Origin of the sequence: Bacillus sp. EKM202B (assembly GCF_011066025.1) — a bacterium.
GTDB classification, from domain to species: domain Bacteria; phylum Bacillota; class Bacilli; order Bacillales; family Bacillaceae_G; genus Bacillus_A; species Bacillus_A toyonensis.
Genome location: NZ_JAAMNK010000044.1, coordinates 15,279 through 28,717 on the forward strand (window position 1 = coordinate 15,279; position 13,439 = coordinate 28,717).

The window sequence follows — 13,439 nt, forward strand, 5'->3', positions numbered from 1 at the left end:
AAAAAGAGAATCATTCGTTTAAGAATGACTCTCTTAAAAAACCCGTAGTTTCAACAATTATTTCAACTGCTGCACTGGATATTTAGTGAAATAAGATTTACGAAAATCTTTATCATTCACAAGCATTTTAATGTTTTCGTTATTATCCCTAAGGAACTTTACTACTTTATTTTTATCCCATATATCTTTTTCTTTTAGGAAATCATCAAATTTCCCATACAGGATTGATAGTATATCTTCCCGCTTTATCGTAAACATTTTATTTTCTACTTGAAACTCGTAACCTTTTGCATTTGGTACTAAAACTGCAAGATAAATCACGTTAAAGAGAAAGTTCTTTTTCATCGTATCTTTCCCATCAAACCAATATGTCTCAATCATATCCTCTGTCAGATTTTCATGCTCTTTTGCACCATAGTTCACTTTTATACTTTCATTTTCTAAACTTATACTTTGAACTGTTCCACCACCGGGTAAATTTTTAACAATTGCAACCACATCTGAATTATTACCAACGTACGTTCCAGTATATTTCTTAAAATCATCTGACCTAACATCAGATATATCTTTTATTCTTTCTCCGTTAGAACAAGCCGTCATAAATAAAAAAATTGTTAGCATAACGAGCACATTACGATGCATATATTTCATTTAGCATCCCCCATTTTTATCGATATTTCGTTACTTACTATACTGCTTTTCAAATCCCTTTTAAATATAAGCATTTTAATCAAAATTAAAAATTTTCAATTTTTAGGTTTACAATTATCCATTAATTGTATATAATTACTAACGTAAGAAAAAAATTCTAAAAGGAGGTCGAAGAAAATGATGAAATTACAATTACATGCATTAACTTTTGCGTTAGCTGCACCTTTGTTTTTCGGACAATTGAATATGAATTCGACCACCCTAATGGAGAATTGAAGATCGTATATTATTTCTTTTAATTCATAAATTCGCCACAGGAGGTCGTATACTTTCCTGTGGCTTTTTCACGCCCAGCCGTAGGAGAACTGTATCTTCCTGTGGTTTTTTTGTGCGGTTTTTTAGTCTCTTACATTATTTTTTAAAGAAAGGAGCAACATTCAATGACTATTAGCGTATTGTTTTTAAGTATTACGATTCAAAGAAATAGACGTTCCAATACGGAACTGCTTCATAATGCGCGAATTCAAAAAGCTATGGATGATGTTAAGGAGCGCCAAGTGCTTTATTGTGATCACCTGTAATTCCTTTTCGAAAGGAGGAATTCATTTATGACTTTTCATGTTTTCTTTTTTACGACTGCACTTCAGAAAAACACTTTATCTGAAGATGAAATCATTCGTAAACAACAAGTAAAACAAACAACTGATAAAATAACTGACATTAAAATTTCATACTATACACAAATGTATTAAAAATATATTTTAAAAGAGCAATATCTTCATGAAATTTAAAGCATTCTTTTTAACCATTACCATTCAAAAACGTAAGCTTTCACAAAATGAGGTTTTACACGATCAACACGTTCAAACTACTATGGACGAAGTAAAAGAGCTTCAATCTTCTTTTTACAATCGTCTGTTCTAAATAAATCCTAAAGGGGTAATAATTCAATGAAATTTAAAGCATTCTTTTTAACCATTACCATTCAAAAGCGTAAACTTTCACAAAATGAGGTTTTACACGATCAACACGTTCAAACTACTATGGACGAAGTAAAAGAGCTTCAATCTTCTTTTTACAATCGTCTGTTCTAAATAACTTATAAAGGGGTAAAAATCTAATGAAATTTAAAGTATTCTATTTAACCATTACCATTCAAAAACATAATTTTTCTGAAACTGAAATGCTTCACGAACGTCAAATTAATCAAGCTATGGATTATGTAAAAGAAAGACAGAGTCATTACTGTAGTCATTTGTAATTCCCATTTGAAAGGAGGAATTCACATATGAAGTTTCACCTTTTCTTTTTAACTATTACGATTCAAAAAGAAACGATTTCTCAAAATGAATTAAAACAAGAGCAACAGTATAAACAAATTATTGATGAAATTCGTGATTGTAAAAGTAAATATTACACTCACCTATAATTTATATGAATTAACTTGAAAGGAGTCGATTATGATGTTGATAGTACGGTGTAAAGAAATGATTTGGATAGTTCAGAGGGATTCCACATAGTTTTATAGACCTTAAATCCCACAAGTTTACCGTTAAATTTGATATATAAAAAACATATAATAAAATCGCATTAATACACTTTTTTATATTGATTAACAAACGAAAGATACACCACTTAAAAAGCGGTGTATCTTCCTCAACATATACTATTTTCGATTATTTCGTTTCGTTTTAAACAATCTTACTAAGTTTGAAACAACTGTTTTTGTTACTGCATAAACTGGTACTGCTAAAATCATTCCGATAATTCCCGCGAAATTACCTACCCCTAAAATTAAGATAATAATTGTTAACGGGTGAATATTTAATTTCGAACTCATAATACGTGGTGAAATAATATTACTTTCAAACTGTTGTACTATTGTAACAATAATAATTACGTACAATGCTTGCATCGGAGATACGAACAAACCTACAATAACAGCTGGTGCCGCACCGATAAATGGACCTAAGTTAGGAATGATATTTGTAAATGCTGCAATAATTCCTAAAACAAAAGCGTACGGTAAATCGATAATTAAATAACCGATGAAAGTAAAAGCACCAACAAATATACAAACGAGCGCTTGCCCTTGAATATATGCAGATAACGTTTCATTCGTTTCCTTTATGATACGAAGTCCTTCTTCACGGTAAGACTCTGGTAATAAGCTAACCGCTTTTCCTGGAAAGGCATGCCCATCTTTAAACATGTAAAATAAAATGAACGGTACTGTAAAGATAACTAACGCAACGTTCGTGATGATACCAAATAAAGCCGTTGCACTCGACGTAATTGTATTTGGTATATCCTTTAAGTATTCAATTGCATTTTTTTCAATTGTTTCAATGGAAACGTAATTTTGTGTAGATAACCATTCAAACAATCTGTGATGTGATAAATCTTGTATGTATACTTTTCCCTCTTTTATATACCCTGGCATATTTTTCACTAAATCCATTAACTGTTGTGAAATCGTCGGAACAACTACTCCAACGCCAACCGCAGTTAATGTGATGATAAAAAGATATAACAGTAGAATCGCTAAATTTCTAGGTACTTTTTTATTCTCCAAAAAGACTAATACAGGATTAAATATGAAGTATAAAAAAAGCGCGATTAAGATTGGGAAAAACAATGTTGATATGAAGATACCAATCGGTTGAAATAGAAACGATATTTTTGTGCAAATAAATATGATTCCTACAACCATTAGCACTTCTAATGTCCAAAAGTGCACTTTCGATTTCAAACAAACGTCCTCCTTTAAACTAGCACTTCTCTTTATTGTACCAAATTAAACTTTAATTTCACATAATATTTTCCTTTACAATATTCCAAAATACCAATAAATACACTACAATGAGAATACATACAAATTTGCAGGTAAAGGTGATAAAAATGACACAATGCATCATTTGCAGAAAAGATACGAAAGAACTGAGTGAACAATATGTCATCCCAGAAATATTATGTGGCTATTATTTCACAAACTCAATTTGTGATACTTGTCATGAACAAATGACAACAAATATTGATCGCCCTTTAATTAGGCATAAATTAAGTCAATTTAAGATTGAGCAAATGAAAAAACAAATCGACTCCCCTCTCTATACAAATGAGCATGGTGAGGAACTTGCGGCGGCTGAAACAGATGTTGTTGAAGTAAGTGATGAAATACTTTATTCCAATGCATTAATTATGAAACTATGTAAAAAGCACGATATTTCTCTACATAATGAAATTTGGAAAGAAGAACGTGTAACGAAAGTAGCTAGCTCTATTCAACGTGAATTACTTTTAGATAACCGTAAATACAAAATGAGCGTATTAAAAATGGCTTACGCTTTCGCTGTACAAACAATTGATGGCTACTTTGAAGATCCAGATGCAATTGATATTTCTAATATTCTATCAAATGCCGATTTCATGGAATTAAAAGAAAAGAGTATTGTTCGTGACTTAAGCAAAAGTTCATTATGGAATACATTAAATACAAATAGTGAAAACCATTACTTTATTTTACTTAGCGATAAAGACGGCCTATTCTGCTTCATTCGTTTGTTTGACATCTTTGATGTTGTCGTTCATTTATCAGAAAAGCGATATGAACTTGCATCGCCAATTGTCGGCGTAAATAATGTGAATAAGCAAGAATTTTATGTCCAAACTTTAAAACAGTATATGGATGGGTTATTTAAAGAAACATCATCTACTATTTAATCAAAATCAGAACATACGGTCTCCTTTCTTCATGAAAAGACACTGTGTTATAATGAGTATGAAAAGAACAATACAATCACATAAACTAATTATAAATTGTATATAAATAAAAAAGACTAGTGTGCGGCTACACACTAGTCCACGTAACTTAGCAGATTGGATTGTTCACTTATCCTATTTGTTTCTTACAAACAAAACAACCCACATTCTATCGGCTTAGGTGGGTTGTTATTTTTTGAGCTTGTCTATTAAAACAACGACGAACGTTAACAATGCAACGAGAAACAGTCCACCCTGCAGTAGCAACGCTATTTCACTCATGTATTATCACCCCCCTCCTATTCGGAGAAGTGATAATTGAACAACCAACCGTACCTTAAGTTACTATTTAATTTTACCATATTTTCTGATAGTTTACGATGAAAACCCGCATGCGAATCGCTTGCGGGTTTTTTCTCATTATTTTTTTAATGCAAATGCATCAGCTATCATTTCACCAACAATTTTATTTTCTTGTTTCTTCTCATCTTTCAATAAAGGGAATAACAGTTCTGCCACTTCATATGCCTCTTCTAAATGAGGATATCCCGATAAAACAAATGTATCAATTCCTAACGCTTCATATTCTTTTATTCTTTCCGCTACCGTTTGCGTATCTCCTACAAGTGCAGTGCCTGCACCACCTCTTACAAGTCCGATTCCAGCCCATAAGTTTGGGCTTATCTCTAACGACTCCCTTGTTCCTTTATTTAAATATGTCATCCGTTTTTGGCCAACTGAATCATATCTTGCAAATGTCTTTTGAGCAAGCTCAATCGTTTGATTATCTACATATTGAATTAAACGTTCTGCCTCTTCCCATGCTTCTTCTTCTGTTTCTCTTACAATTACGTGCAACCTGATACCGAATCGTACCGTACGCCCCTTCTCTTCTGCAAGTTTTCTTACTTCCTCTATTTTCTCTTTTACTTGCTGAGGTGGCTCTCCCCACGTTAAATATACATCACTATGTTCAGCTGCAACTTCTTTTCCAGCAGCTGATGACCCTCCGAAATATATAGGAGGATACGGTGTTTGGACTGGCGGGAACACGACTTTACTTTCTGTAACTTTAATATGTTTTCCTTCTAATGAGATCGTTTCACCTTGCAAGGTTGATTTCCAAACTTTTAAAAATTCATCCGCTGCTTCATACCTTTCGTCATGTTCAAGATACAATCCATCTCCTTGTAGTTCAACGGGATCTCCTCCAGCTACTACATTAATAAGTAATCGACCATCTGAAATTCTATCAAATGTAGATGCCATCCTCGCTGCAACTGTAGGTGACATTAATCCTGGTCTCACTGCTACTAAAAATTTTAGTTTTTCTGTTTCAGCAGCAAGAGCTGAAGCTAACACCCAAGGGTCTTCACATCCTTGACCAGTTGGAAGTAAAACACCCGTATATCCTAAATAATCAGCCGCCTCAGCAACTTGTTTATAATAACCATACTCAGCTGCTCTTCCTCGTTTTGTCGTTCCTAAATATCGACCATCTCCATAAGCCGGAATAAACCATAATATTTCCATACTCTTGCACACCCCTTATTTATTTTGAAACGCAAACTAAAAATCTGTATATAAATTACCCCTAATAATTTACATATTAATTCCCTGTCTCACCTTTAAAACTATCTCGCCACCTTAAAAACTTCACTTCTAGTAAACGGACGAGTGAATCAGAAAACTTCCCGACGAATGCAAAGATTATAATACCGACAAATACGATATCTGTATTTGAAAATTGCCTTGCATCCATAATCATATAACCGATACCTTCTGTAGATCCCATAAGTTCTGCTACTACTAAACTCACCCATGCAACACCTAACGATAACCTTGCTCCTAGTAAAAGGTTAGGCAATGCAGCTGGTAAAATTAGTTTCGTAATTAATTTTCGTTTATTAAACTCTAATACTCTCGCAACATCAAATAACTTTGAGTCTACACCTCGTATCTCTAAAAACGCATTTACGTATAAAGGAAAAAATGCACCGTCCGCAATTAATAATACTTTCGATGTTTCGCCAAAACCAAACCATAATACGAAAAGCGGCGCAACAGCTAAATGAGGTACAGTTCTTAACATTTGCACAGATGGATCTAAATATTGCTCACTTCTCGTTGAAAATCCAACAATCGTTCCTAAAATAACCCCTAAGCCCCCGCCAATAAAGAAACCAGCTGCGGCCCTGAATACACTAATACTTAAATGGCCGAATAACTCTCCTGTTTTAATAAGCTCTTGGAAAGCTAGAAAAATATCTAATGGTGTTGGTAAAACTGTTTTAGTGACAAGACCGAATACGCCAGCCAACTGCCAAATTATTAATATAATAACCGGTATAGTAATCGCCCTTACTAAAACTTTTATATTTAACTTCCGCACCTTTTTTACGCTGTTTTTCTCAATCATTATACTCGCTGATTTCATAACAGCTTTCGTATTTTCCACTTTACAAAACCTCTTTTCACTTCGCTTTCAACGCTTTTTCTACGAAAGAATTATCTACAACTTTTTCCGTCTTAATTTCTTTCTTTATAGAACCGAGCTTATATTGAAATTTCGCTGTCTTTTGTTGCTCTGCTATTATTTCCTTCGTTACCGGAACTAAAATTGGTTTGTCGTGATTAAAAACTTCTTTTACGATTTCCGCATCTATCTTTTTTACAGAAGTGTATACTTTTATTGCTTCATCTAAGTTAGCATCTTGCCATACACGTGCTTTCTCATAAACTTTGAGAAATTTCTCAACTAATTCTGGATGTTCTTTCGCAAATTTTGTTCTCGTAATTAAAAATTCTGGTGAAGAGACATCTAATGTTTCACCATCTGCAATCACTTTCGCGCCCTTATTTACCGTATGTAACGAAATAAATGGATCCCAAATCGCCCATGCATCTACTGATCCTGATTCGAATGCAGGCTGCGCTTCATCTGGTTGTAATTGAATGACATTTACATCTTTTGCATCAATACCTTCTTTATCAAGTGCTCGATATAATAAATTAAAGGTACTACTTCCTTTTGCTACTGCAATTTTTTTACCTTTTAAATCTTTTATACTCGCAATCTTGCTATCTTTTTGAACGAGAATTCCAGTTCCTTTTCTCGCATAACTTGTATTGGCGATTTCGGTAAATCCAATACCTGCTGCTTGCGCTGAAATGACTGGAGAATTCCCTACTTCACCAAAATCTAATCGGTTTGATGCGATTGCTTCAAAATAAGGAGGTCCACTTTGGAACTCTGTCCATTTCACTTTAACTCCTTCTTTTTTAAACTCCTCTTCAAACCACCCCTTTTTCTTTGCTAGTAATAGTGGACTTAATCCTTGCTGTATACCAATTTGTATTGTTACATCTTCTTTCTTACTACTTGCTGTACTTTTTTCGCATCCTAATAAAAATACTGATATAGCTAAAGCAAAAGAAAGAACTATAAATTTTTTATACATATAAAATCACCCTTTTCCTATATACTTGTTTGAATCAATCCTCCATATTCAAACTGCTGTAATACTTTCGTTCGAAGTTGTTGGAACGATTGTGAAGTTTTATTTCGCGGATAAGGCAACTTATTTTCAATCACTTTATGTATTTCCCCTGGTTTTGCACTCATAATGATGATTCGGTTTGAAAGATATATCGCTTCATCTATATCATGTGTAACGAATATCATTGTTGTTTTCTTCTGCTCCCAAATATTTAGCAATACTTCTTGTAAATGACTTCGAGTAAACGCATCCAGCGCTCCAAAAGGTTCATCAAGTAATAATACATTCGGATCTCTTAACAAAGCTCTTGCTATCGCAACACGTTGTGACATCCCACCTGAAATTTCTTTCGGATACGATTTTTCAAAGCCATCTAACCGAACGATTTCAACCCATTCTCTCACTTTATCTTTCACATACTTATCTTTTAACGACAAATCTGCCGCTATATTTTCTTCAACTGTTAACCATGGAAAAAGCCTATGTTCTTGAAAAATAAAACCTTGTTTCTTACTTGGTTTTACGATGCGCTCGCCATCAATAGCAACTTCCCCTTCAAAATCATTATCTAAACCTGCAACAATTTTTAATAATGTACTTTTTCCGCACCCACTCGGACCAATTATTGTAACAAAATCCCCTTTCTCTAATTGAAAATTAATATTCTCTAATACTTGAACACTACCTACCGCTTTCGCAAATTTCTTAGATACCCCTTTAATTGAAACTGTCACACGTTCACCCTCCCTACTATGAATCATTTGGATTAATTGATTATGCTGTTATGTAACTAATAAAAAAACCAAAGGCATTTTATCAATAGATAAAATGCCTTTGGTTTCTCCAATCAGCCACTTGTTATAGAATTAACTACATATTATACAAATATTTCCGATAAGTCAACTAGGTTTTAATGAACATTATTTATTTTTAAAGATAGTAGCAGTTTCTATTATAATTTTAGGAAGCAACTCTTGAATGGTATCCGTCAATGTATGAAGAGCTTCTTTTACAAATCCATCTTCAAAGTTTTCTATCGGCTCCGGTAATTCATCCTCATCTAATATGAAATATTCTCCATTTGGAAGTACCATAATATCGATAATTAAATCTTCGAAGGAAACTACTTCTTCTGTTATTTGTGTATTTTTTACGATATTAAAATAGGCACCTACATAATTCCCTTCCTTATCTCTCCATACGTATAAATTGTAAGGACGATCTTCCCAGTAGTATGCAATTGTGTAACTTCCTTTTTGAATAGTTAACTTTGTATCGTGTGCCGTCATTGTAAATGAATACTGGACCTCGTGAAATAACACGATACTTTCCGATTGTTTTTTCAGCAATAAGCAATCGTAATCCACTATTGTCGAATCATACCGAATTTTTCTTTCTGTAATTTCAATTTTTGATGTACGTAATTGATTCATTATTTTGTTCCCCTTATGCTATTTCTATCCTTAATTATATCCATTTATATAGCAATTAAGAAGTATATAGTTGTTTATATTGTTGTCTACAATTACACAATAAAACTCCCTCTTATTTTAGAAGGAGTTTTTCACTATTCATGACTTATAAGTTTTAACCTTTCAGAAATCGCATTATAAAATTTCCGTTCCTCATCAACATTTAAGTGCACACGATTTACTGTTTTAGAAAAACCATATAACACCTGCGCTTTTACTGGCTCTTTTAACGTTATTTCAAAAGTAGCAGGTTCTTTTATGAACTCCATAACAGTTGCATCCAATACCTCTTTCTCTTCTTTTGCTGTTAGTGATTCCCCCTTGTAGAACGTAATATTATCAATTTGTGTAAATGGCAAAACGATTTTCTTTCCTAATCCGATTTGAATCATTACTTGTTTTTCTGTTATGATAATTGGATTTTTACGTATCGCTTGTATTTCAGCTATAAAATAAATCATCGCATATACGTTTAAAATAAGTAAAATCCAAGCTATTACTGGATTCCATTGATGAAGTAAATAATGAAAACCGATACTTTCAATTGCTGTTGCGTGAATTATCATGATATAAACACCTATAGCACCGGTGTTTTTATGGTAAGAATAGGTAAATTCGTCATCTGGTACTTTTGCACGCCAAGATAATAACGCATAATAGATTAGCTTACACTCAGTAAGCATGATATTTATAACTTTACTTCTTTTCATAGTGTCATCAAATGCTGCATCAATTGAATAAGAGAATGAAGAATACTCTTTTTTATGTGCTTTATATTTATTAATTATTTTAGGAAGCATTGTCACGATTTTATATAGAAGGAACAATTGTAAAGCTACAAATGCAATTTCCCCCGTCACTACTATATAAGAAACGAATGAAAAAGCTTGTAAATAGTCGCTTGGAATTATAAATCTCGCAAATATATATCCAGCTATTACGACAGGAAAGATATACGTTAACGAGTATCTTTTTCGAATAATAAAGAAATACGTAATGACTGGAATTACAAACATACAATCTAATAATGACCCAAGCACTACTTCTTTTGGAGCAGCTGGTACAATGGGAAGGGCATACAATAAATAGTTGGATAACATAATGCAAGATACGAGTCCAATTCAAATGCCTTTTCGCCTTCGCGATAGTGTGACACTCATACGTTCACTCCTTTATTTAAACACCTCGTTTAAGTGGTCTTTATAAAATGAAATAGCACGTTCAAATTCTTTTACTTCATCTACTTTCACGACTGTTTCAAGTAATAATTTCATTGCGGATTCATGTTCGTTTACATTATACTTTGCTAATGATAAAAATACTCTCATCGGATCGTTCTCAGGGAATTTCTTTACTCCAGCTTCTAGTACCACAATTGCCTTTTCATACTCTCCAATGCAACGATATGTACTCCCTAAACCGATATAGGCACCGCAAAGGGATTCACCATCAAGTCCATTTGCGATCGCCTGCTCATAATACGGAACTGCTTCTGTTTCTAATCCCATGACATCGTGTATCCATGCACATTGGTACAGTACTTCTGCATCTTTTGTAAAGTTTGTTAATCCTATAAGTATTTCTCTAGACTGCGCATATTTCTTTTCATTTCTAAGTTTAATAGCTTGCTTTAATAAATGTTCCATAGAATCCACTCCTCACCAATTATTCTGCGTATAGCTCTTGATTGGTTTATGCTTCACATTCGTGTAAAAGTAAAATTCCCACTAATTAAAGTTTCGCTTACCCATATACTATGCGGATTCATTCTTATCTAAAAACTTAATTTTACAAAGCAGTAATACGATTACATAATATCTCTAAGCTTTTGACAATTTCTTTCGCTGTTTCATCTTTCCCTTTACATAACTTTCCTTTACCATCTTGTCCAATTACATAGTGTACAGCCCCGCGCGAATATAAAGAATGTGGTGAATTTGCTATCATTACATTCGCCTTTGCTTCTTTCATTCTATTTTTCGCTCTCTCAAACAGTTCTTCTTCACTTAAATCACTTTCAAGCTTAAAACCAACGAGTACTGTTTCCGGATCCCATTGTTTTATTTGCTTCAAAACTTTTGGAGCTTTTTGAAAATGTATAATTGGTGCTATATCACTTGAAATTTTCCCATTCATATTAAGAACATTGCCATCTTGATCACAAATCTTTTCCACAACCCAATCTGATCCAGCCGCTGCCATAATAACCGCATCGACTTTTTCATGCGTAATGATACTTTTCATTTTATCTTGCAAATCAACAATTCCCTCAAATGGATGTAATTCTAATCCTCTATTTACATCGTTCGGTTTCTCAGCGAAATAACCGTGTAAATATATAACGTGTGCCCCTTTAGCTATAAGTTCTTCTGCGATTATTCTTCCAATCGTACCTTTAGCCATATTCGTATGTCCGCGTACTTGATCCCATTTTTCTAAACAACCACCGCTTGTAATTAATACCTTTTTCCCCTTCATTGTAACCATCCCTTACTGATTTTTCTTAAGAAACCATTCTGTTCCAAAGTCAACTATATCACGTTGCTTCATAAGACGGCTCGTTGCATTACCTATTTTCCCCATTGTTACAGTTCCTTTTCGCTCAAACTCTACACCAATTTCCACAAACGTATCTGATTCGTAATCCATTTCAACAAATTCTTTCCATACTCTTTCACCGTTTTCTATAATTGGTGCTCCTACTTTTATTAATTCACATGCACCAGAACGTACTTCAGATAAATGAACAGACGTATTCGAGTCATAGCCAACACCAATTAATAATATGTACCCATCAAAATCGTATATTTTTTTTAATGGTGATTCCTCTCCCAAACTCATCGATAGCGAATGATTCATTGTTATTTCCTCTGCATGTTTCCCCCATGCAGCAAAACTTCCTAATGGATGATTACTTCGTACTACATTCGGGTATGTACGAAAACATTCAACTATTTTCCCCATTCCTCTTGTTGGTGTTATACGTGGATCAAATGCTGGGACGCTATCACGTATAATTTGCCACCAATCTTCAGGTACAGGCGGCCTTGACCAATGTTTCGGATCAGATAAATCCGAAGATTGTGTTGGCATTATAATTGTTCCTTCTTCTGTAACGACTTTCATTAAAGCTTCTACTACTGCAACCACTCCGCCAGATATCCAGCCGATAGAACTTAATGATGAATGAACAATAATTGTCATTCCTTTTTCGACTCCTAGTGCTTTTAAATCGTTTGTAATTGTTTGAATTGTATTCGGAAATTGTGTACTCTCAACTATTTCATTCATTTTCATAACGGTTCCCCCACTAACCACGTATATTAAAATTTAAACTTTTATATAAATATATTATCATATTTTTCTTAATTTTTAACTTGATCGTATTCAATACTACAAAAAAATGGTAGTATTATTACGTAAAAAATAGTTAAATTATGGTATATTCATTTGAATTACTAAAAGAAGGTGAACAAATGAAAAAAATTCTATTTCCTTTTCTACTATTTGGGCTCATTTCTTTACATGCATGTGTTTCTATTAACAATGACTATGAGGGGTATTGGGTATTAGAAAAATCCAGATATAATGAAGGCGGATATGGGCCATTAAATTTATATGAAAAAGCACAAAAAGATCCAACTATGATTCATTACTCAAATGGTAGTATTAGTGAAGGAAAAAGAATGGTGTATGTAGCATTTGGAAAAAAGTATAAAAACGATAAAATTACAGTAAAAGAAGTACAAGACGAAAAAGACACATCTGTTATCGTATTACATATTGAAAAAGATAAAGGGCAAGATGAAAATCCCGTTTTATATATTGGTGTACCAAAACTTAGAAACACTATTAAAATTGTAGATGAAGATGGAAAGAAAATCTTTGAAATGAAGAAAGATGAAAGTGTTACATCACAGCAATAAAAAGTTACCATTTCAATTTACACTTTATAGATAGACGAAAAAGCCCATCAAAAATGAAGTGCACCCCAATTGTTAGACACATAATTAACAATTGGAGGTGCATTTTTTATGGCTAAATTTTCTTCAAA

The 13,439-nt window shown here is 33.3% G+C and carries 20 protein-coding genes; 8 read left to right on the top strand and 12 right to left on the bottom strand.

Translation table 11 applies throughout. The features are described from left to right. Positions 1 to 57 precede the first annotated feature (57 nt). Positions 58 to 651, bottom strand: a complete 594-nt coding sequence (locus G9F74_RS27215) for a DUF4825 domain-containing protein (RefSeq protein WP_016108606.1) — start codon at positions 649 to 651, stop codon at positions 58 to 60. Between the two features lie 440 nt (positions 652 to 1,091). Here G9F74_RS27215 and G9F74_RS27220 point away from each other — a divergent pair, with 440 nt between their 5' ends. From G9F74_RS27220 to G9F74_RS27245, 6 genes are read left to right on the top strand one after another with little or no spacing between them, the layout of a single operon-like run. Continuing rightward, positions 1,092 to 1,232 (top strand): YrzI family small protein, encoded by a 141-nt coding sequence (locus G9F74_RS27220; protein WP_000156182.1) that lies wholly within the window; start codon positions 1,092 to 1,094, stop codon positions 1,230 to 1,232. Between the two features lie 27 nt (positions 1,233 to 1,259). Beyond that, on the top strand, positions 1,260 to 1,403 hold the full coding sequence (locus G9F74_RS27225; protein WP_000142746.1) for a YrzI family small protein: 144 nt from the start codon (positions 1,260 to 1,262) through the stop codon (positions 1,401 to 1,403). Positions 1,404 to 1,431: 28 nt separating this feature from the next. After that, positions 1,432 to 1,575, top strand: coding sequence for a YrzI family small protein (locus G9F74_RS27230; protein WP_000668979.1), 144 nt, complete (start codon positions 1,432 to 1,434; stop codon positions 1,573 to 1,575). A 26-nt stretch (positions 1,576 to 1,601) separates the two neighbouring features. Continuing rightward, positions 1,602 to 1,745, top strand: coding sequence for a YrzI family small protein (locus tag G9F74_RS27235; RefSeq protein WP_000668979.1), 144 nt, complete (start codon positions 1,602 to 1,604; stop codon positions 1,743 to 1,745). Positions 1,746 to 1,771: 26 nt separating this feature from the next. After that, on the top strand, positions 1,772 to 1,912 hold the full coding sequence (locus G9F74_RS27240) for a YrzI family small protein (protein WP_000669820.1): 141 nt from the start codon (positions 1,772 to 1,774) through the stop codon (positions 1,910 to 1,912). 27 nt (positions 1,913 to 1,939) lie between these two features. Beyond that, positions 1,940 to 2,080 carry a YrzI family small protein gene (locus G9F74_RS27245; RefSeq protein WP_000668494.1) on the top strand — a complete coding sequence of 47 codons (141 nt, stop codon included), beginning with the start codon at positions 1,940 to 1,942 and terminating at the stop codon, positions 2,078 to 2,080. A 237-nt stretch (positions 2,081 to 2,317) separates the two neighbouring features. Here G9F74_RS27245 and G9F74_RS27250 read toward each other — a convergent pair whose 3' ends face one another. Next, positions 2,318 to 3,403, bottom strand: coding sequence for an AI-2E family transporter (locus tag G9F74_RS27250; RefSeq protein WP_000837897.1), 1,086 nt, complete (start codon positions 3,401 to 3,403; stop codon positions 2,318 to 2,320). Positions 3,404 to 3,552: 149 nt separating this feature from the next. On the opposite strand from G9F74_RS27250, the gene G9F74_RS27255 reads away from it, so the two are divergent. Further along, a complete protein-coding gene (locus tag G9F74_RS27255) occupies positions 3,553 to 4,374 on the top strand; it encodes an HNH endonuclease (RefSeq protein ID WP_000189690.1) in 822 nt (273 codons plus the stop codon). 228 nt (positions 4,375 to 4,602) lie between these two features. Here the strand turns inward: G9F74_RS27255 and G9F74_RS29920 are convergent, their stop codons facing one another. The 10 genes from G9F74_RS29920 to G9F74_RS27300 all read right to left on the bottom strand — a co-directional run bounded on the left by G9F74_RS29920 (position 4,603) and on the right by G9F74_RS27300 (position 12,676). Continuing rightward, on the bottom strand, positions 4,603 to 4,695 hold the full coding sequence (locus G9F74_RS29920; RefSeq protein ID WP_001289320.1) for a putative holin-like toxin: 93 nt from the start codon (positions 4,693 to 4,695) through the stop codon (positions 4,603 to 4,605). Positions 4,696 to 4,833: 138 nt separating this feature from the next. Further along, on the bottom strand, positions 4,834 to 5,946 hold the full coding sequence (gene ssuD, locus G9F74_RS27260; RefSeq protein ID WP_016108607.1) for an FMNH2-dependent alkanesulfonate monooxygenase: 1,113 nt from the start codon (positions 5,944 to 5,946) through the stop codon (positions 4,834 to 4,836). 76 nt (positions 5,947 to 6,022) lie between these two features. Next, the gene (locus tag G9F74_RS27265; protein ID WP_016108608.1) at positions 6,023 to 6,871 is read right to left on the bottom strand and encodes an ABC transporter permease; all 849 of its coding nucleotides are present in this window, start codon (positions 6,869 to 6,871) and stop codon (positions 6,023 to 6,025) included. Positions 6,872 to 6,887: 16 nt separating this feature from the next. Then, entirely contained in the window at positions 6,888 to 7,874 is a 987-nt protein-coding gene (locus G9F74_RS27270; protein WP_016108609.1) for an aliphatic sulfonate ABC transporter substrate-binding protein, read from the bottom strand. 17 nt (positions 7,875 to 7,891) lie between these two features. Beyond that, a complete protein-coding gene (locus G9F74_RS27275) occupies positions 7,892 to 8,647 on the bottom strand; it encodes an ABC transporter ATP-binding protein (RefSeq protein ID WP_002093657.1) in 756 nt (251 codons plus the stop codon). A 186-nt stretch (positions 8,648 to 8,833) separates the two neighbouring features. Then, positions 8,834 to 9,346, bottom strand: a complete 513-nt coding sequence (locus G9F74_RS27280) for a ribonuclease FAU-1 family protein (RefSeq protein WP_001072802.1) — start codon at positions 9,344 to 9,346, stop codon at positions 8,834 to 8,836. A gap of 134 nt (positions 9,347 to 9,480) precedes the next feature. Beyond that, positions 9,481 to 10,485 (bottom strand): hypothetical protein, encoded by a 1,005-nt coding sequence (locus G9F74_RS27285; protein ID WP_002038794.1) that lies wholly within the window; start codon positions 10,483 to 10,485, stop codon positions 9,481 to 9,483. Between the two features lie 72 nt (positions 10,486 to 10,557). Next, positions 10,558 to 11,031 (bottom strand): tetratricopeptide repeat protein, encoded by a 474-nt coding sequence (locus G9F74_RS27290; protein ID WP_000400640.1) that lies wholly within the window; start codon positions 11,029 to 11,031, stop codon positions 10,558 to 10,560. A 142-nt stretch (positions 11,032 to 11,173) separates the two neighbouring features. Next, positions 11,174 to 11,863: a phosphopantothenoylcysteine decarboxylase domain-containing protein gene (locus G9F74_RS27295; protein ID WP_000676697.1), complete on the bottom strand. Its 690-nt coding sequence runs from the start codon at positions 11,861 to 11,863 to the stop codon at positions 11,174 to 11,176. Between the two features lie 12 nt (positions 11,864 to 11,875). Then, positions 11,876 to 12,676 (bottom strand): AAC(3) family N-acetyltransferase, encoded by an 801-nt coding sequence (locus G9F74_RS27300; protein WP_131202461.1) that lies wholly within the window; start codon positions 12,674 to 12,676, stop codon positions 11,876 to 11,878. A 185-nt stretch (positions 12,677 to 12,861) separates the two neighbouring features. On the opposite strand from G9F74_RS27300, the gene G9F74_RS27305 reads away from it, so the two are divergent. Further along, the gene (locus G9F74_RS27305; RefSeq protein WP_016108610.1) at positions 12,862 to 13,311 is read left to right on the top strand and encodes a hypothetical protein; all 450 of its coding nucleotides are present in this window, start codon (positions 12,862 to 12,864) and stop codon (positions 13,309 to 13,311) included. The last annotated feature ends 128 nt before the right edge of the window (positions 13,312 to 13,439 follow it).